Origin of the sequence: Bacillus piscicola (genome assembly GCF_022458745.1) — a bacterium.
Classification (GTDB): domain Bacteria; phylum Bacillota; class Bacilli; order Bacillales; family Marinococcaceae; genus Alteribacillus_A; species Alteribacillus_A piscicola.
In genome coordinates this window covers 139452-158466 of record NZ_JAJJJF010000001.1, presented here as the reverse complement: position 1 = coordinate 158466, position 19015 = coordinate 139452, and the positions used below count along the sequence as shown (strand labels likewise).

The following is a 19015-nucleotide window of genomic DNA, read 5'->3' as shown; positions in this document are numbered from 1 at the left end:
TTTCACCGCGCCCTTCTTTTCAGGGCTTCATACAGACCCGATGGCGTCGCTATTTTCACGCCCTACCTTTTTGACGACTTCATACGAGCCCTGTGGTGTCGTTATTTCCGCACCTCCCTCGTTTCGCGACGTCATACAACCCCAATGACGCCTCTATTTCAATCAACCCCCGTTTTCATAGCTTCATACATCTTCTGTGACGTTGTTATTTCTGCTCGTCCGCAGTTTCACGACGTCATTCGGGGGCTATGAGGTCGCTATTTCAACAACCCTTTGTTTTCGCGACTTCATACGAGCCCTGTGGTGTCGTTATTTCCGCACCTCCCTCGTTTCGCGACGTCATACAACCCCAATGACGCCTCTATTTCAATCAACCCCCGTTTTCATAGCTTCATACGTCTTCTGTGACGTTGTTATTCCTGCTCGTATCCAATTTCATGACGTCATCCGAGGGCTATGAGGTTGCTATTTCACTGCGGCCTTCTTTTCAGGGATTCATACAGATCCGATGGCGTCACTATTTTCTTGCACTTCAACTTTGACGACTTCATACGTGCCAGATGGTGTCGTTATTTCCGCACCTCCCTCTTTTCGCGACGTCATACAACCCCAATGACGCCTCTATTTCAATCAACCCCCGTTTTCATAGCTTCATACGACCTCTTTGACGCTGTTATTCCTGCTCGTGCTCAATTTCATGACGTCATCCGAGGGCTATGAGGTCGCTATTTCGCTGGGTCCTTCTTTTCAGAACTTCATACAGACCCGATGGCGTCGCTATTTTCACGCCCCACCCTTTTGACGACTTCATACGAGCCCTGTGGTGTCGTTATTTCCGCACCTCCCTCGTTTCGCGACGTCATACAACCTCAATGATGCTTCTATTTCAATCAACCCCCGTTTTCATAGCTTCATACGTCTTCTTTGACGCTGTTATTTCTGCTCGTATCCAATTTCATGACGTCATCCGAGGGCTATGAGGTCGCTATTTCACTGCGGCCTTCTTTTCAGGGCTTCATACAGACCCGATGGCGTCGCTATTTTCACGCCCCACCCTTTTGACGACTTCATACGAGCCCTGTGGTGTCGTTATTTCCGCACCTCCCTCTTTTCGCGACGTCATACAACTCCGATGATGCTTCTATTTCACACAACCCCTAGTTTCATAGCTTCATACATCTTCTGTGACGTTGTTATTCCTGCTCGTATCCAATTTCATGACATCATCCGAGGGCTATGATGTCGCTATTTCGACTGGTCCTTCTTTTCGCAACGCCATAGAACCTCCATGCTGTCGTTATTTTCTTCGATTGGCTTCGTCCATTCAGATTCACTCCGTATGTTACACTAAAATGGATTGAATGGTAGAAGGAGGAGTTCGCCCGATGAGTGTAGGAAAAAAAGGACCGTTTCGTGCGGATCATGTTGGTAGTTTTTTGCGTCCGCAGGCGTTGAAAGAGGCGCGGGAGGCGTACCAGAACGCGGACATCAGCCTGGAGGATCTGCGGGCTGTGGAGGATAAAGAGATTGAGAAGTTGGTGCAGAAGCAGAAGGAGATTGGTCTTTCTTCCGTGACGGATGGGGAGTTTCGCCGTAAGTGGTGGCATTTGGATTTTATTCAGTCGCTGAACGGGATCAAGACGTTTGATATCGATGCTTCTGGGCTGTTTCACGGGGCGATGAAAAAAGCGACCGTATACGCGGTTGATTCGAAGGTATCGTTTCCGGAGGATCATCCTTTTTTAGATCATTTCGCGTTTTTACATGACCTCGCTGGGGATCATACAGCGAAAATTACGATTCCCGGACCGAATATGATTTTTTATTCCGGTATGATCAATAGTGACGTCTATGCGGAAAACCCGGCTTATCCGTCGCTTTCGGAAGCGGCGAAAGACATCAGCCAAACATACCGTGATGCGATTCACGCGTTTTATAACGCGGGCTGCCGGTATTTGCAGTTGGATGATACGAGCTGGGGCGCTTTATTCAGTGAGGATTTTCGGGAAAAGATCAAAGCGAAAGGGTATGACCCCGATGAATTGATGAAGATTTTCGCGGATATTACGATAGAAGCGCTAGCGGACAAGCCGGATGATATGGCGGTGACGCTGCACATTTGCCGGGGAAATTTCAAGTCCAATTGGCTGTACCAAGGGGACTATGAACCGATCGCAAAAGAATTGTTTTCCCGTGTCAATGTGGATGCGTTCTTTTTGGAATTCGACAGCGACCGGGCCGGGGACTTTTCACCGCTCCGCTTTATTAACAAGCAAAAAGTGGTGCTCGGCTTGGTAACAACAAAAACGGCCGAGCTCGAGGATAAAGAAATGGTGAAAAAGCGCGTCGCTGAAGCTACGGAATACGTGCCGCTCGAGCAGCTCTGCCTTAGCCCGCAATGCGGATTCGCCTCTACGGAAGAGGGGAATTTAATCACCGAAGAGGACCAATGGAACAAGCTCCGGCACGTGGTTGACATTGCTGCTGATATTTGGAAATAAACGGTAATGAAACAGGACAATGAGAACATCCACCTTGGTTTATTTTTTAATCCGGGGTGGATGTTTTTCTATTTCACAATTTGTCACTTTCCTTATCTCCCAAAATCATCGTAGGGGAAACTTGCTGCGGACTTACCATGATTTCAATGAGAAATGGCGTCTTCGTTTCTGTCTTGGCTTCCGTCCAGGCTTTCTCAAATTCCTCCGTTGTCCGAACGCGACGGCCTTTTGCCCCCATTGCTTCGGCGATTTGTGCAATATGGATGTCCCCTAACATGGTGCCGACAACGCGGTCCGGGTACTGTATTTCCTGGTGCATGCGGATCGTTCCGTACATACGGTTGTTGAAAACGAGCGAGGTCACGGGAATTTGGCAGCGGACGGCTGTTTCGATTTCCTGCATCGTCATCATAAAGCCACCGTCGCCGGAAAAGCTGATGACTGGGCGGTCGGGGTGTGCGATCTTCGCTCCGACCGCAGCCGGAAATCCATAGCCCATTGCGCCGGATGTAGGACCGACATAGCTCTTTGGTCCTTGGAAAACATGAAAGTGGTGGAGCCAAGAGGCGAAATTTCCAGCGTCATTGGTGATGATCCCGTTTTTCGGCCAATGAGTGTTGAAAAACGCCATGACATCCTTGTAACCGATCCCGTTTGGCGCGAGTTTTTCGTTTACCGACGAGAGGGCGACGCTATGCTGATATACTTTTTTTCGCTCCGCTGTCCAGTTCTGCCATCCTGGTAAAGCGGCAGCCTGCTCCGTTAACTGGCTAAGCGCTGCTTTCGCGTCGGCGATAATTCCGAGGTGAGGTGGGTATACGGTGCCGAGTATGTCCGGCTCGATGTCGAGATGAATAAGGATTTGCTCCGGCCTAAGCAAACGGTAGTCCTGCGTCGTTACTTCGGAAAGGCGGGTTCCAACAGCAAGAATGACGTCCGCTTTTCTTACCGTTTCAAGTTGCACGCTCGGGGTACCGAGACCGAGATGACCGACGTAGTGGGGATGATCATTTGCGAGTACGTCTTGTCGGCGAAACGAGGCAACTACCGGAATCCGGGCTTCTTCTACGAATGATTGCAGTTCTTTCTCCGCATTCGCCGCTTTCACCCCGCCCCCGGCAATGAGCACCGGCCGCTGCGCTTTGGCTAACAGGTTGATCGCTTTTCCGATGTCTTGATTGGAGACAGCAGGTGTAGGCCGTTGCACCGCCGCACTGAATATCATGTCCGCTTTTTTTGGCAGAACATCCTCGGGGAGAGACACGACAACCGGCCCCGGCCGTCCTGATGTTGCGATACGAAAAGCGCGCAGGACAAGTTCCGGCGTCCGCGCCGGATCCCGGATCTCTACGCCCCACTTTGTTATTTCTCCAAAAAACCGGTCCAACTCGATTTCCTGAAAGCCTTCCCGGCCGCGAAACTTGCTGTGTACCTGCCCGAGAAACACAACCATCGGCGTTGAATCCTGGTAAGCTGTATGCACACCGATCGATGCATTGGCGGCGCCGACTCCACGTGTCGCCATCACAACAGCCGTCCGATTCGCCGCTTTCGCGTAACCTTCCGCCATAAATGCCGCGCCGCCCTCGTGCCGGTTGGACACAAACGTTATCGACTGTTCCTCATAGATCGCATCCAAAAGAGGCAAGTAACTTTCTCCCGGCACACCAAATACGTGGCGTACCCCCTCCTGCTTCAGGCTTGCCACAATCGCCTGCGCACTCGTCATCCCCCGCAACTCCGCCATTCCTGCTCCCTCCCATTCCAACCTGAAAAATATCACGTTATCCAGTCAGCGAACGCCATTCCCCCGTCATAAGACTACTTTTGCAGTGGCTCTCCTTGGTTTTGGTCTTTTGAACCCTTTATAAGACCACTTTTACAGCGCCCCTCCCCGGTTTTGGTCTTTTGAAACCTCTATAAGACCACTTTTACATCAGCTCAACCCGTTTTTCGTCTTTTGAGTCGGCCATGAGACAGCTTTTCCAGGTGTCCTTCGCTTTTCTTGTCTCATGTAGCCGGTTATGAGTCTGTTTCGTGTTGCTGCTCCTCTGCTTTTGGAGGCAACCTTCACTCCCGGTGTTCTTGTAGAAATGCGCCAATTCGTGTGGCGGCTTCTTGGAGTCGTTTTTCTTCTACTGTCAGGGATACGCGGAAAAAAGCTTCTCCCGTTTTCCCGAAGGCTTTCCCTGGGGTGACGATGACGCCTTTCTGTTCCAATAGTGCTTCCGTAAAGCTGCCTGAGTCCCAACCCGGCGGTACGTTACTCCAGAGAAAAAGGCTTCCCCGCGTTTTGTTCACTCGAATCCCGACCCGAGTGAGCGCTTCTTGCATAACGATCATTCTTTTTTCCAAGAGTTGATTATATGTTTTTACACAAGATTGATCCCCCGTTAAGGCAAGTGCCGCGGCTTTTTGAATCGGCAGAAATTGGCTTGTGTCCAGGTTACTTTTCACAATCGCCAAGCTGGCAAGTGCTTCGGCTGAGCCGGCCGCCCATGCAATCCGCCATCCTGCCATGCTGTAGCTTTTCGAGAGCGAACCAAATTCAAGGAGTCGCGCACGGTCCGTGTTTGCCTCAAGCACACTTGGAGCCCGGTATCCGTCGAACACAACCTGTTGGTAGGCAGCATCGTGGATCAAAAGCAAATCATATTTTTCCGCAAACGCGGCAGCTTTTTCAAAAAAATCAATCCCGACCGTGGCACCTGTCGGATTCGCAGGATAATTTACGATCAATGCTTTCGCTGTTTTTGCATCGCTTTCTGTAATATCCGCAACATCCAGCACAAACTGTTTCTCTTTCTGAAGCGGTATCCGAATCGTTTCCACCCCTGCAAGCTGTGCGGCCGTTTCATAAGGCGGGTAACCCGGGTCCGGTACAAGCACCGTATCTCCGGGGTTTAGCACCGCTGGAAAAAAATGACCGATCCCTTCCTTTGATCCGATCAACGTTAAAATTTCTGTCTCTGGGTTTAGGTCTACTTGATACTCTCGCCGGTAATATGCTGCCACTGCTTCCCGAAATTCCGCACAGCCCTGGTACGGCGAGTATTGAAAATTCCGCGGATCTTGTAATTCCTCCGTTACTTTCCTGACAATATGCGGCGGTGTCGGTACATCCGGCGCGCCAATCCCCAGGTCAATCACATCCATTCCCGCATCCGCAAGCTCCTGTTTCCGCCGGTTAATCGCCGAAAACACATAAGGAGACACCCCTGCCACCCGCTTCGATCGCAGCATACCGCCAGCCCCTTTCCTAACACCGAAGTTAGCCCCTATCCATAAGATATGCAGCTACTCTTCCCGTCATTAAAAGGATTTTTCCTGCATTTTCTATCTAGCTAAAAACACTCTGGCAAGCGAGCCGGAAGCCTTGTTGCGATTCGGTTCCCAGGCGTTTTCGTTCGGCGTCATTCGGGGTGCTGATGAGGCTCATGCCGTCTTCTACTTTCACCCGGCACCTGCCGCACGTTCCTTTTTTACATTTAAAATCAAGCGGAATGTTCTGTTGGAGCGCCGTCTCGAGCACCGTTTGCCGCGGCACTCTTTCCACGTGAAACTGCTTATCATGCTGTTCGATTTTCAATTGCGGCACGGCGGTTTTTTGTACGGTTTCCCGGCGCTCTGGTGCCCTCACCGGTGCTTCCGGTGCGCGCGCCACCGTCGACGTGCTGTATCCTGCCTGTCCTGCCTTCAACGACCCGATCGTTAACTTTTTCAAAAAAAATCCCCTCCCGGAATATTTTTCAATTTATCTAAAAATTTAACCCTTGACTTGAGAAAGATTTTCACTTACAATGACATTAATAATGAGAATCGTTTTCATAAACTATTTTATCAAAACATACTTATAAACACACGTGCATGTATATAGGTCGGCGTACCGTCGACAAAACGTTAAAACATACAAATAAAGGAGTGGGTTACGTTGAATACACGGGTGAATGGATTTGACGATATGCATAGTATCTTGCGGAATGAGCGTAAAGTTGGTGGTGTCATTGAGAGTGATTATCTGCGTCTATCATCCGGTGAGGAATTCCATAATATTGTCATTACCAAAGTGGAGATGATCGGTACAGCTCTTTGCTCCCTCAGCTGTGTGACAGAGGAAGGCAATATGCTCATCGTAAACGCCAAAGATGTCAGCCTCATCCACCAACCGCAGCATAAGAAAATCTGCGAGCTCTGTAATAAAGAATTCAAGCAAGTGAAAATGCAAGAAAAAATGAAGTACTTAAAGCGCTTGTGCGATCTTCATGAAGATAACCTGAACCCGATTTTCGTCGAGGAAGCCATGCTCCTTATCCAAGACATCGGCTTGAAAAATGCCAAGGAAGAAATCGATGTCAGCGCGATTTATCCGGACGAGAAAGTCTACACCATTGCATAATACACTCCCTGTTATACACATATAAATACAAAAAAGGATCAGACTGGTTTATGCGTCTGGTCCTTTTTGTACTCTTAAAAAAGAGGAAAGGGCTGAGGAGGCCCCTTCTCCTGTCTCTTATTCGTCCGGATCTTCCAATGTACAAATCGCGGTTGGCCGCTTAATCCGAAGCACGATGGATTCGTATACGCGGAAGATATAGTTCATGTTATCTTCATCAATAAAGGACGTATCAAAGTCACTCGCAATCGCAAGGTCCAAGTTCTGCTGCCCTGTATCTACCACGACACCGCGGTTTCCTTGAATCATCGGTGATTGGAAGACTCCTGCCGGCATTAGTTCACGAATGTGCTCGATCTCAAGCACATGGGTGTCTTGGTGAACACGGTGGATGAGGGCATATAATTCCGGTGAGAGCACGAGCGCAAACGGGCCAGTGTGTCCCATCTTCAACAACTTATTGCGCGCTTCCACAACGTCTGTAAAGGCATTACCGGACTTCATCCAGTCGCTGCGAATATGCGACAGTCTGCCTTTTACATTCATGATCCCTTTCAACTTAAACTCTTCAGACCCGTTAAAAATGAGGTCATCTTCTAAAAGTGCGCACTGCTGCGCGGCGTTCGCTGAAGCAGAAAAGTCAATCGGGCTGTCCAGCGTTTTCGCCTGCTGAATGTCGCGCCAGAACAGAATAAAGTCTTTATACAAAAGCGGAACGGTCAGGTTCACGCGGCGTTTCGGTGTAGAAAGTTCCGTTTCCGAACCGTGAAAACTCATGCCGCCGCGCCCCGGTGCTTCATAAATATCCGTCGGCACCGATTGGACGCCTTCGCCGAGTGGTCCGTATATATCAATAAAACGTCGGCCGATTAGTTGCTTTTTCGCATGCCCAAAAACAGTCTCATCAAGCGCATTCCATTCACTGCTATTTAATGGGGAATCTGCGTAAATTGTCGTTTTGTCCATGATCAAACCTCCATTAATTATTTTTCAAACTTCCAACTGTTAATTGCTTCTTTGTGCGTGTCAACCTATATTCATGAGGTTTGTCAGGGGTGTCAGGCTCACTGTTAGCTTCCGCAGAAGGAGAAGCTGAAGCATACGCCTCTACCTTCAAATTCTCATTCACGTTCTCTTTCTCATCTGTCGGAACGGAAGCGTTAAAAGAAAGATTGCCTTTGAACTCTTCATTGAGTTCGTCCATCAAGGCTTTTGTTGTCTCATAATCAGCTGCGGTCATGTCGCGCAGTTCACGAATTTTATCCGCTGCTTCCGAATCTGTAAATGTATAAAGAGAAAGATCCAGATGCTCCAAGAAATTATGCAAACCAAATTTCTCGAGGCTTATATCTTGGAGCAGAAGTATCTTTTCCCTGTCTTCCAAGGAATGGCTGTCCCCTTTTACCGTTTCAAGCTCCGGCAGCAGATGCTCCAGCCGGTCCAGCCGATGATCTTCCTCTTCATAAATGTGATGCCAATACAAACGTTCGTGGTCATCTTCCGCATTCTCAATAACCGGGGTGATAATATCTTTAAATTCATTTAACGCATCCCGCGTGCGATGAAATATATCTTCCAATTGCGAAAATGAAGTTTCCACAGATCCACCTCCATGATAATGCCGTTATTTTCATTATTGTACATTACTTTCCATTTTACAAACAAGTAATACCCCTTCTCTTGGCTAAAAAAGAAAAAGCGAAAGTATGTTCCACGTGAAACAAGTTTTTTTCATGAAAGTTTCTCATGAAAAAACCCTTCACTGTCAGGCTATACAGAGAAGAGTTTTTTTCATCTTTCACGTGAAATATTCGAGCTTTGCTTTTGGAAAATAGGTGTTAATGTAGCCGCCGATCGTGTCCTTAATGTCTTCTTGTTCTTCATCCGTATAGACGTATTTCCAGATGCCGTAGCGCCCCCATTTCGTTTTTCGCTTCGACTCATCAAGCTCCAGCTTCGTCATCGGGTAGTTTTTTTCGATCACGCGTTTCGCCGGCTTCGTAAAACGGTGCTGGATCATTTCAAAGGTTAGATCTTCCTTGGCCACATCTGGCAGCTCTTTTGCCAGCCTCTCCAGCATGTCTTTGTACCCTTCTTTCCAGCCGTCATGCAAGTAAATCGGCGCAATAATGAAGCCTAACGGATAGCCTGCCTCCGCAATTTTCACCGCCGCTTCAATTCTTTCCTTCAACCGCGACGTTCCCGGCTCAAAATACTTGATAATGTAATCGTCATTAATGCTGAAGCGAAAACGAGTGCGGCCATTGTGCTTCGCGTCCAACAAATGATCGACATGGGCAAATTTCGTCACAAAACGGAGTCGCCCGTGCTCGGATTCCCCAAAAAACTCGATTGCTTTTTTCAGCGTATGGGTGAGGTGGTCGACCCCGACGATATCCGACGTACACGATGCTTCAAAACGGGTCGGCTCCGGCGCGCGCTCTTTCATATACGCGTCCGCTGCCTCGAAAATATCCTCCGTGTTGACGTACGTACGAATATACGGTTTGTCGCCCATCGTCGTTTGCAAATAACAATAATGGCAGTGCCCCATACACCCCGTCACAAACGGGATCGCATACTCCGCCGACGGTTTCGACGTATCAAATTTCAACGTCTTCCGGACCCCGACCACTAACGTCGATTTAGCGTTCCGATATTTTTGAAAATGATTTTCCCCGGGCAGGTTGCGAATCTGGTTGTGCGAGGTCGTCTCCCTAATTTCAATTCCCATCTTCTCAAACTTCGGAATCAACTCTTTCGCAAGCGGATATTCGAGCGCCCGCGGTTCCACGTACACGAGCTCCGGCACGAACGGTTTAACCATAATAGTCCCCCGTATCCGGCATGCCAAATGCCTCCTGATACGCCTGTTCTGCCGCGTCCGCCGTCTGGTACACCGCCACCTCATCGGTAAGCGGATAATACGTTTCATACAAAAACAGCGCCAGCTCACTCGGGTTATCAGGATTCGTTACCACCGCCGCCTCCTGCACATTCGCTACATCCTGCGCATGCGGATTGCGAATAATAACGTACACCACATCCCCCGGAATAAAAGACCCATCCATCATCATGTGATCACCGACCTTCTTGTATTTTCTCCCCGTAGTGTACCCGCGCAGCGTGGCTTTATGAACTGGAAAAAAACGACGATGATTTTTTTCAAAAAACGATTTACATTCACGCAACGTCAAGGTGTAAAGTCTCGCGTTTCGCAACGTCATCCACTCTCGATGACGTCGCTATTTCTGCGTTCGGCCGGTTTCACGACCCCATTCGAGCGCTTTGATGTTGTTATTTCAGAAGGATGCCAGTTTCGCGACCGCATACATGCCCTATGATGTCGCTATTTCGAGGTTCCGCCAGTTTCACGACTTCATACGTCTCCTAGGACGTCGTTATTTCATGCTCCCTCTCATTTCGTGACTTCATACGCCCCCTATGACGTCGTTATTTCCACGTCCGGCCGGTTTCACGACCCCATTCGAGCGCTTTGGTGTTGTTATTTCAGAGGGACACCAATTTCGCGACCGCATACATGCCCTATGATGTCGTTATTTCGAGATTCCGCCAGTTTCACGACTTCATACGTCTCCTAGGACGTCGCTATTTCCTGTTCCCTCGCATTTCGCAACGTCATACACCTCCTATGCGTCGCTATTTCCGCGTTCGGCCGGTTTCACGACCCCATTCGAGCGCTTTGATGTTGTTATTTCAGAGGGATGCCAGTTTCGCGACCGCATACATGCCCTATGATGTCGTTATTTCCACGTTCGGCCGGTTTCACGACTTCATACGCCTCCTATGACGTCGTTATTTCATGCTCCCTCTCATTTCGCAACGTCATACACCTCCTAGGACGTCGCTATTTCTGCATTCCTCCGTTTTTACGACTCCCTTCCCCATCTAAACGATGCTTCTACGGGGGTCGGGGCGTTATTTCGGGTACAATCCGTCGGTCCCTCTCTTTTTATTCATAAGAAAAGCTTCAAGCGTGGCTATTTCGGCCTGCTTGAAGCTTTTCCAACTATTATCGTCCGTATTTGTCTTTCATGTCGTCGCCTTTTTCATCGATGGCGTCTTTGATTTTGTCGCCTTCTTCTTTGACGGTTTCCTCGAGTTCGTCGAATTTATCTCGGTATTCTTCTAAAATGTCTTGGCGTTGGGTGATGATGCTGCGTACTTCCTGGCTTATCTCGCCGTCAATGCGGTCGTTGTTGCGTAAATACAGGACAGCATTTTTCAGGCGTGATTCTTCGCTGAAGGTTAAATTCATAAAGTCTGATTCTTTGCCGTACAGTTCATTTAGTTTTTTCGTTTTTTCTCTCGAGATTTTGTTCCAGTTTTCGGCGGTCCAGGAGCTCCATTGGTTAAACAAACGGACGCGTTCGCGTTCCCAGACTCGTTCGAAGTCTTTGGCGGAATCAACGGTTTCGAATTTCCCGCCGCCTGCTTCCGCGACCTTCAGCAGTTCTTTTTGTCCGGAGCTGTCGACGTCAAAGCCGATAATGTTCACGACCGCCTCGATGTTGGAGTCATGCAGTTCCTTTGCCGCTTTGGCCGGGTCACCGCCGCATGATTCAACACCGTCACTGACTACATAAACCATGTTATCCTTCGCGTCCGGCGCATCGGCAAAATCTTTTTTCGTTTCTTCGATGGCTTTTGCGATTGGTGTGTAGCCGGTCGGTTCAAATTGGCCGAGCGCCTCATCGAATGCTTTTTCATCATAAGATTTTAAGTCATACACAACTTCCGTGCTGGCGCAGGAAATGTCTTTGTCCTTTTCGTCACTGCTGCCTTCATGGCCGTACACGCGCAGCGAGACATTCGCTCCTTCCGGCATCGAGGCGACGAAATCGTTAATCGCGTCTTTTGCGAGCCCCATTTTCGTCCGGCCCTCAATCACTTGGGCCATGCTGCCGCTCGCGTCTAAGAGTATGACGATGTTCGCCGGACTCGTGCCGCCCTCGCCGTCTCCAAGATTTAACCCGTCTGGCGTATCCGAAATGGCCGACTCCATTTGCGGGTTAAAATTCTCGGCAAACTCATAAAATTCTTTGTAAGCCGCGGCTTCATTCACAAGCGGTAAAATACTGCCGTACAATTCAAAGCTATCTTTACCGTCTACATCCATCTCATCCAACGCTCTATGTATGACCGCTTTGTTGTAGGCATTCCCGGCATATTTCCCCGGTTTTTCCTCAATGATTTCTTCGATGCTTCCGGCAATGCCAAAATCATCCGCTCCTTCCGTTTCGCCCTTTTCCTTATCTGCTTCGGCTGCTTCTGTGTCATCCGTTGCTTCATCCTGAGAAGCCGCTTCCTCTTCTCCGTTCCCGCAAGCGGCCAACGTTGCACTCATCAGCAGCGCCGCGATTCCCGGTATGATTCGTTTTTTCACCCGTAGACCCTCCCTCTTGATCCTTCTGAAACGAACGTACCACAACCACGGGAGGGCTGACAATTCAACTTTTTCACCGCTTCTTTCATCCTCTTTCTATCGATAAAATGAAGGTGAAGATTCCATTTTTCCATCATTCACCTACATGCACAACACGTAAGCAGCGCACCCAATTTCCTAAGGCCGCAACTCAGCGTAGTACCAGCCGTTCTAAATCAAGGATGGCGCCAATTTCTTTTAAAAAATCGTAGCCGATGATGCCGTCCAGAATCAGCCCGTAATCCATGTCGCCTAATTCCACAGCAAAATCATCGACCCCGATGTTGCTTCCAATCGCGAGGCGGTCGAGCGGCTTCGTATAGACGAACTCAAAGCCGCCAACACCGTGGATCATTTCCACTACATCATCCGGTTCCGGTTTGACCCCGATTTTCTCGAGATGGTTGACGTTCAAAATCGTGCCAGCTGACCCTGTGTCCACCAATAGTTCCGGCAAAACCAGCGTCTCGCCGCGAAACGTCACGGTCGCCTCAATAAAAGGCAGCCCGTTTTTCTCCGTCAGTGAAATCATATTTTCTGCAACCCTGCCCGTTTTTTTTCATAAATATCGAGGCATTCCCGGGATGTGTGAAAAAAATAAAATTCGCGCCGCGGCTCTTGTTTTTGCAGAGCGGCATGACGACGAAACGCCTCCATCGCATCCTCCAAAACAGCAACAACCTCAGCCTCATCGATCACACGGTACCCTTCCGCAGAGTGCGCCGCCTTTGCCTCCAGCACGACCCACCTGTCCGGATAGGCTTGTCTTACTTTTTCCCAATTCATCACGATCCGCTCCTTCGTTATGCTTTCTTCTATTTTAGCAAATTTTCGCGGTGAGCAGACGGTTTTCAAAAAACTCATCAGGGAAATCGTAAGTCGCATAAATGGCAGCACTCGGACGAATGTTAAGAAAAAGAAAGGAGGGGGTTGTGTGACGATCGTCAGGCTTGGCTACGTGGCGATGAGCGTGCATGTGAAAAACGCGTCGCCGTCCCAAACGATGACCTTTACACGATTTAAGGAGATTCCCAATCGGGATGCCGCCAAACGAAAATTAGAACGAATTGCCCAGTCGAACCTTAAAAACTGTTTGCGGCTGTTACAGCATAACGCCGCCCATGACATCCATTTTTTTCGATTAAGTTCACGGCTCATCCCGCTTGCCGACCATGAGGAGCTGACAGATTGGGAGTACATGCCGCCGCTTGCCGCTGATTTCGAAGCGCTTGGAGCATATGCCAAAGCGCATCACATGCGTCTCGATTTTCACCCGGATCATTTCGTTCTGCTTAATTCGCCGCGCGAGGAAGTTCTGAAAGCCTCCCTCATCACGCTCAAACTCCATTACAAGATGCTGAAGGCGATGAACCTCAACCCGAGACACCGTGCGGTCATGCATATCGGCGGCGCCTATCACGATAAAGAACAAGCACTGGAGACATTTATTGAAAATTGGGGACGTGTCCCGCAGGCCCTGCAACAGATGATCATGCTCGAAAATGACGATAAATCATTCACCGCGGAGGATGCTTTGTATCTATGCGAAAAACTGGGAATCCCGCTCGTTTTCGACCTTCACCATCACCTCGCCAACCACCGAGAGCCCCGCTGGCAAGAAAGTTGGGAACGCATTATCGCGACGTGGGCCGACTCCCCGCTTCCGCTCAAAATGCACATTTCCAGTCCCAAAAGTGAAAAACAATTTCGGGCTCACCACGATCACATCGAGCCCGAGCCGTTCGTGCGTTTTCTTCAAGACGTGAGAGGAAGCATCGACCGCTTGGACTGCATGATTGAAGCGAAGAAAAAAGATGAAGCGCTTTTTCAATTAGTGAACGATTTGAAAAATGTTCCGTGGATCACCTGGATCGACGGCACTACGTTTGAAATGTGAAAACAGGTGGGGACTAGCTTTTTCGCTTGTGTATGGTAATCGGGAAATTCGTTAAAACTATAGACAACATGAGAAAATCGGAGGAGGAATTTACGTGTTAGAACTGCAGAACACAAGCCTGGAAGGAAGGCAGCATTATTTTGGACAAACTCAGGAGATATTTGACCGCTTAAACTATGAATTAGGCGATAATTGGGATTACGATAACGGCTGTTTCGATACGATTTTGGAGCGCGACGGCGGGGAGACGATTTATTTACGCGTGCCGTTCCACGTTCTCGACGGACAGCTAGACAGCCGAAACGCTTACGTCGAATTCCAGACACCTTACGTCATTAAACATGTCGTGAACCTCGGTTTGGATGAGGGTGGTGATGCACTAGCGAGCGCAAGCGGGTTTAGTCAATTCCAAGAGCCCCTCGACAAAGATGGCAATATTATTAAAGAAGAAAAATGGGCAGAAGCCGGCCGCGAAGCCGTAGAAGTCATCGAGCAATACATACCCGAGCGGCAAACCGAGGAAGAAACAGAAACAGAAGAAGACAACCAACAAACCGAGACCTCAACTGATTAGCATAACCGGAGGACTTCTCTCCAAAAATAAAAGATACAAGATGTCAGCTTAAGGAGAATGAAGATGAGCTTTACATTAGTTTGGCAGACACTTCTTATTTTTGCAGTCGGCACCCTTTTACTCCGAATCAGCGGACGAAAATCAATCTCGCAGATGACAATCCCGCAAACGATTATTATGATTGCGATCGGTTCCTTGTTGATCCAGCCCGTAACCGGAAATGGGCTCTGGCCCACATTCGGAGTAGCCTTGCTATTAATTTTGTCTCTGCTGGTAACGGAATATCTCCAGGTAAAGCTGGATAAAGCGGAGACTGTCATCACGGGGAAAGCGGTAATGGTGATTGAAAACGGCACCTTACTCGAAAAAAATTTAAAGAAATTACGCTTAACAGTTGATAAGTTAGAGGAGAGATTGCGCAAGGCCGGCATCTCCTCGATCCAAGACGTGCAATACGCCACCATTGAATCCAACGGACAATTAGGATACACCTTGAAAAAAGGAAAGCAGCCGGCGACCAAGGAAGATATCCAAACCCTTATCGAACTCATCCAAAATGGCAAACTCACGTACCCCGATCCCCATCGCTCCGCAGATGACGACATCTTTTTTGAAACCATTCGAAGACCTGACCCGCCCGACCCCGAGCACTTGCAATAAAAGCTGGCAAACGAAACAACCGGAGCACAGAAGCCCCGGTTGTGTCGTTCATTGCCGCTCCCGCTAAATCATAAGACCAAATGGACGGAGATTCTCCCCGGTTTTGGTCTTATGAACGGCCCATAAGACCGATTTTGCAGGTCGGCCCACCGATTTTGGTCTTGTGAACGGCTCATAAGACCACTTTTGCTGATGCACTCCCCAGTTTTGGTCTTAGGAACGGCTCATAAGACCACTTTTGCTGATGCGCTCCCCAGTTTTGGTCTTAGGAACACTCCATAAGACCGATTTCGCAACAATTTCTCTCTAGTTTGGTCTTATGCAACCAGTGGGCATGCGCGTCTTATTCGTTTTCTTTTTGGTACAGCTTAATAAGCGCCTGGGTGCCGCTGTTTTCTTCGCCTTCCGCTGCGAGTTTATCGTACAGGGATTTGGAAAGCTCGAGCGCCGGCGTCATCAAGCCCATTTCTTCCGCGGCTTCAAGCGCGATCGTCATGTCTTTGATAAAATGCTTCACGTAAAAGCCAGGGGCAAAATCGCCCTTCAGCATGCGCGGCGCAAGGTTGCTGAGCGACCAGCTTCCGGCAGCACCTGACTCAATGCTCTTCAGCACTTTTTCCGGATTAAGCCCCGCTTTTTGTGCATAGACAATGGCTTCGGTCACGCCCATCATACCGGAAGCGATCGTAATCTGGTTGCACATTTTCGTGTGCTGGCCGGCACCTGCCTCGCCCTGCAGCACGATATTCGTACCGAGCACCTCGAACATCGGCTGGACGTGCTGAAAACTTTCTTCGTCGCCACCGACCATGATCGTCAATTTCCCTTCGCGTGCCCCAACGTCTCCGCCGGAAACAGGAGCATCCAGCGCATGAAGGTCTTTTGCCTTGGCACGCTCATAAATGTCTGCCGCAAGCGCCGGCTTCGATGTCGTCATATCCACTAAGTACGTGCCGGGACGGGCATTTTCGATAATCCCGTTTTCCTTAAAATACACTTCCTCGACATCACGCGGGTACCCGACCATCGTGATCACCGTATCTGCTTTTTGCGCCAGCTCGGCAACCGTTTCGCACCACTCGGCCCCTTCTGCGAGCAGCTCTTCCGCCTTTGCTTTTGTCCGCGTGTACACGAGAACACCGTAACCCGCCTTCAACAGCCGGCGCGCCATACTGCTTCCCATCACGCCGGTTCCAACAAAACCTACTACCATGACACTCACCTCGTTTACGAAAATAATCACCGCGGCCTGTACCGCTGTTTTTCCATTATACATGAAACCGGCAGCTCGATTCTCTCCGGAAGGCTTCCGGAGAGGCGAGCGCATTCAAATTAGGCAACCTATTAAAATGACTACCGTGAAGCAGGGGTCTTATGGAGCATTCATAAGACCAAGTTTAACCAGTCAGTCCTCTCTTTTTCGGTCTTATGAAACGTCCTTTGAAACTCTTTGTTGTTCTTGTTAAGGATTGTTGGCATTTTTTTAAAAAAGCTCTTTCCTTTTTTCCCCGGTATACAACTGTCGGAAACGAAAAAAAGGCCCCCTGCCATCCTTTTTATCAAAAGACAAGGATGGCGGTAGAACCTTTAAGGCAAACGGTTAATTTTTTTGTTGACCAACTTTATAGGTAATTATTCTTGTGAAGCAATTTCCACGGCTCTTTCATAGATTTCCTTCCCTGGAAGTCCTTTGTCTTCTTTGTCTTGGATCCACTCGTCAATTGCTGGCTGCATGTTGGCCCGCCATTCTTCGAGTTCTTTATCGCTAAGCTGATAGAACTCGATTCCTTGTTCTTCAGATGCCTCTATAGCTTCTTCTTTTCGCGTATCCATCACATCAGCCAAATACATCGTCATTTCTTCCCCTTTTATTTCCGAAAGGGAGGCCTTGGTGTCTTCATCTATTGACTCCCAGCTGTCTTTATTCATAACCGAGAAGAAGGTGCTCATGTAAAAATCGCCGACCGTTACGTAATCAATAACATCTACAAGGCTCTGGTCAAGCAACGTGTGGTACGGTCCGACTGTGCCGTCAACGACCCCTTTTTGAATCGCTTCATATGCTTCTGTTAACGGCATAGAAACAGGAGTAGCCCCCATTTCTTTCAGCCATTTATTCACTTCTGGAGAGGGAGATCGAATTCTCATTCCTTTTAAATCTTCTATACTTTTTACCGGTTTGCCTGCTGTGAAGATTTGGCCAGGTTCAGTTGTTCCAAGCCAAAGTACCTCTGTATCTGCGTGTTCTTCTTGTATTTCTGGAAATTCATCATACAATTTCAATAAAACCTCAGCACCTTCATTCGCACTTTCTGCTAGAAAAGGCATTTCCATGACGGAGGTCAACGGAAACTGTCCCGGTGTATAGCTGTGAACACTAAAAGCCATATCGACAACGCCGGTTGCCGCTGCTTCGTACTGGCCGTCCGGCTCTGCTAACTGAGAACCCGGGTAGGAGGTCACTTGCACTTGTCCATCCGTAGCTTTATCGGCTTTGTCAATAAAAGTCTGTACCACTTTTGTTTCCATGACGTGGTTAGGCGGAAACATATGTGAAAAATCATAAGAATAGCTCCCCCCCGCGTCTGCATTGTTGTCTCCGCCTGTTTCCTCATTTGTTGAGCTTGAACAGCCGGTGATTACTAGAATAACAGCAAGGAACATCGTTATCCCGAGCCATCGGCGTCTTATTTCTGCCTTCATTTCTTCTCCCCCTTATAAGCTTTCAAATACAATCGCGAAAAGGTGTTTAAATATTTAAATAATTGTGTGGTTATGTTGAAAAATGAATCAGTGGGGTTAGCGGTCCCCACTGATCGTTGCGATATAATCCTGTTTTAATGATCCGGAACATCCAAAGGTTCGCCGTTTAAAAAGTGTGTCTTGTTCACTTTAACTGGATTTTCCAGTGCTTGTTCCGTATAGCAGCTATTATGTGCAACCCGAATCATTTCGGCCACTTTTTCCGGTGATTCACTTGAGTCAATCGTTAATTCCAAATCAAATGCTCTTGGTTCACTCCGATATGTTCCTTTAAGCGCAGAACCTTCAAAATGCCAGCGGAATACCGCATTTACTTGCGCTTTTGTAACGTCAAACTTCTTAATAGTCGCGTACCGCGACACGTGGGTAAGTAGTCAAAATGCCGCTCCGGCGGTGAAGTATGATAATGGAAACGGAGCAGAATCTTCCCCTCCTAAGTAAGACCCTTCGTCACTAACAATCGTATGTGTTGGTCCTACCCCATTGTCTCCAGGGAGTCCATGCTGGAACAAAGAAGCCACCGCAACTTTCTTCTGTTTGGCTACTTCACCTAAGTTTTTGGCCTCTACCCGTACTTCTAAGTCTCGGTTTTGCTTGTCACGCAGATTGGGTGCTACATTTTTCTCTTCAGACATACAAACACCTCCGCTTGATAATAGAAATAGTACTAATTAATATAATATATAGAAAAGTATATTATATTAATATATATTATAATAGTCTGCGTTTTTTGTCAATTTTTTGAGAAAATATTCGAACTCTTTTATTGTTATTGCTT

General features: G+C 48.4%; 19 protein-coding genes. 5 read left to right on the top strand and 14 right to left on the bottom strand.

Annotation, left to right across the window (positions count from 1 at the left end; translation table 11 throughout):
• Positions 1–1385: 1385 nt before the first annotated feature.
• A complete protein-coding gene (locus LOR49_RS00745; protein ID WP_240374087.1) occupies positions 1386–2501 on the top strand; it encodes a 5-methyltetrahydropteroyltriglutamate--homocysteine S-methyltransferase in 1116 nt (371 codons plus the stop codon).
• Between the two features lie 73 nt (positions 2502–2574).
• On the opposite strand, the gene LOR49_RS00740 is transcribed toward LOR49_RS00745, so the two are convergent.
• From LOR49_RS00740 to LOR49_RS00730, 3 genes are all read right to left on the bottom strand, one after another.
• On the bottom strand, positions 2575–4248 hold the full coding sequence (locus tag LOR49_RS00740) for a thiamine pyrophosphate-dependent enzyme (protein ID WP_240374086.1): 1674 nt from the start codon (positions 4246–4248) through the stop codon (positions 2575–2577).
• A gap of 323 nt (positions 4249–4571) precedes the next feature.
• Positions 4572–5744, bottom strand: coding sequence for an aminotransferase class I/II-fold pyridoxal phosphate-dependent enzyme (locus LOR49_RS00735; RefSeq protein ID WP_240374085.1), 1173 nt, complete (start codon positions 5742–5744; stop codon positions 4572–4574).
• Between the two features lie 97 nt (positions 5745–5841).
• Complete coding sequence (locus tag LOR49_RS00730; protein ID WP_240374084.1) at positions 5842–6225, bottom strand: 2Fe-2S iron-sulfur cluster-binding protein; 384 nt, start codon at positions 6223–6225, stop codon at positions 5842–5844.
• Positions 6226–6432: 207 nt separating this feature from the next.
• On the opposite strand from LOR49_RS00730, the gene LOR49_RS00725 reads away from it, so the two are divergent.
• Positions 6433–6897: a hypothetical protein gene (locus LOR49_RS00725; RefSeq protein WP_240374083.1), complete on the top strand. Its 465-nt coding sequence runs from the start codon at positions 6433–6435 to the stop codon at positions 6895–6897.
• 117 nt (positions 6898–7014) lie between these two features.
• Here the strand turns inward: LOR49_RS00725 and LOR49_RS00720 are convergent, their stop codons facing one another.
• From LOR49_RS00720 to LOR49_RS00690, 7 genes are all read right to left on the bottom strand, one after another.
• Positions 7015–7863 (bottom strand): family 1 encapsulin nanocompartment shell protein, encoded by an 849-nt coding sequence (locus LOR49_RS00720; protein ID WP_240374082.1) that lies wholly within the window; start codon positions 7861–7863, stop codon positions 7015–7017.
• 13 nt (positions 7864–7876) lie between these two features.
• Positions 7877–8497 (bottom strand): IMEF encapsulin system ferritin-like cargo protein, encoded by a 621-nt coding sequence (locus LOR49_RS00715; protein ID WP_240374081.1) that lies wholly within the window; start codon positions 8495–8497, stop codon positions 7877–7879.
• Between the two features lie 198 nt (positions 8498–8695).
• A complete protein-coding gene (gene splB, locus LOR49_RS00710) occupies positions 8696–9724 on the bottom strand; it encodes a spore photoproduct lyase (RefSeq protein ID WP_240374080.1) in 1029 nt (342 codons plus the stop codon).
• Positions 9717–9974, bottom strand: coding sequence for a transcriptional regulator SplA domain-containing protein (locus LOR49_RS00705; RefSeq protein ID WP_240374079.1), 258 nt, complete (start codon positions 9972–9974; stop codon positions 9717–9719). The genes splB and LOR49_RS00705 overlap by 8 nt, the downstream gene beginning before the upstream one ends.
• A gap of 956 nt (positions 9975–10930) precedes the next feature.
• Positions 10931–12304, bottom strand: coding sequence for a vWA domain-containing protein (locus tag LOR49_RS00700; RefSeq protein WP_240374078.1), 1374 nt, complete (start codon positions 12302–12304; stop codon positions 10931–10933).
• Between the two features lie 190 nt (positions 12305–12494).
• Complete coding sequence (locus LOR49_RS00695) at positions 12495–12875, bottom strand: retropepsin-like aspartic protease (RefSeq protein ID WP_240374077.1); 381 nt, start codon at positions 12873–12875, stop codon at positions 12495–12497.
• Positions 12872–13129, bottom strand: coding sequence for a hypothetical protein (locus LOR49_RS00690; RefSeq protein WP_240374076.1), 258 nt, complete (start codon positions 13127–13129; stop codon positions 12872–12874). Before LOR49_RS00690 ends, LOR49_RS00695 begins: the two co-directional genes overlap by 4 nt.
• A 148-nt stretch (positions 13130–13277) precedes the next feature.
• Between LOR49_RS00690 and uvsE the strand changes: the two genes are divergently transcribed.
• From uvsE to LOR49_RS00675, 3 genes are all read left to right on the top strand, one after another.
• Positions 13278–14240 (top strand): UV DNA damage repair endonuclease UvsE, encoded by a 963-nt coding sequence (gene uvsE, locus LOR49_RS00685; protein ID WP_240374075.1) that lies wholly within the window; start codon positions 13278–13280, stop codon positions 14238–14240.
• A 94-nt stretch (positions 14241–14334) separates the two neighbouring features.
• Positions 14335–14814, top strand: a complete 480-nt coding sequence (locus LOR49_RS00680; RefSeq protein WP_240374074.1) for a YugN family protein — start codon at positions 14335–14337, stop codon at positions 14812–14814.
• A gap of 63 nt (positions 14815–14877) precedes the next feature.
• Positions 14878–15474 (top strand): DUF421 domain-containing protein, encoded by a 597-nt coding sequence (locus LOR49_RS00675; RefSeq protein WP_240374073.1) that lies wholly within the window; start codon positions 14878–14880, stop codon positions 15472–15474.
• Between the two features lie 343 nt (positions 15475–15817).
• On the opposite strand, the gene LOR49_RS00670 is transcribed toward LOR49_RS00675, so the two are convergent.
• The 4 genes from LOR49_RS00670 to LOR49_RS00655 form a co-directional block, all read right to left on the bottom strand.
• Positions 15818–16750, bottom strand: a complete 933-nt coding sequence (locus LOR49_RS00670; RefSeq protein WP_275899436.1) for an NAD(P)-dependent oxidoreductase — start codon at positions 16748–16750, stop codon at positions 15818–15820.
• Between the two features lie 356 nt (positions 16751–17106).
• Positions 17107–18177, bottom strand: coding sequence for a TRAP transporter substrate-binding protein (locus LOR49_RS00665; protein WP_240374072.1), 1071 nt, complete (start codon positions 18175–18177; stop codon positions 17107–17109).
• Positions 18178–18311: 134 nt separating this feature from the next.
• A complete protein-coding gene (locus LOR49_RS00660) occupies positions 18312–18473 on the bottom strand; it encodes a hypothetical protein (RefSeq protein WP_240374071.1) in 162 nt (53 codons plus the stop codon).
• Between the two features lie 138 nt (positions 18474–18611).
• Positions 18612–18872, bottom strand: a complete 261-nt coding sequence (locus tag LOR49_RS00655; RefSeq protein WP_240374070.1) for a hypothetical protein — start codon at positions 18870–18872, stop codon at positions 18612–18614.
• Positions 18873–19015 lie beyond the last annotated feature (143 nt).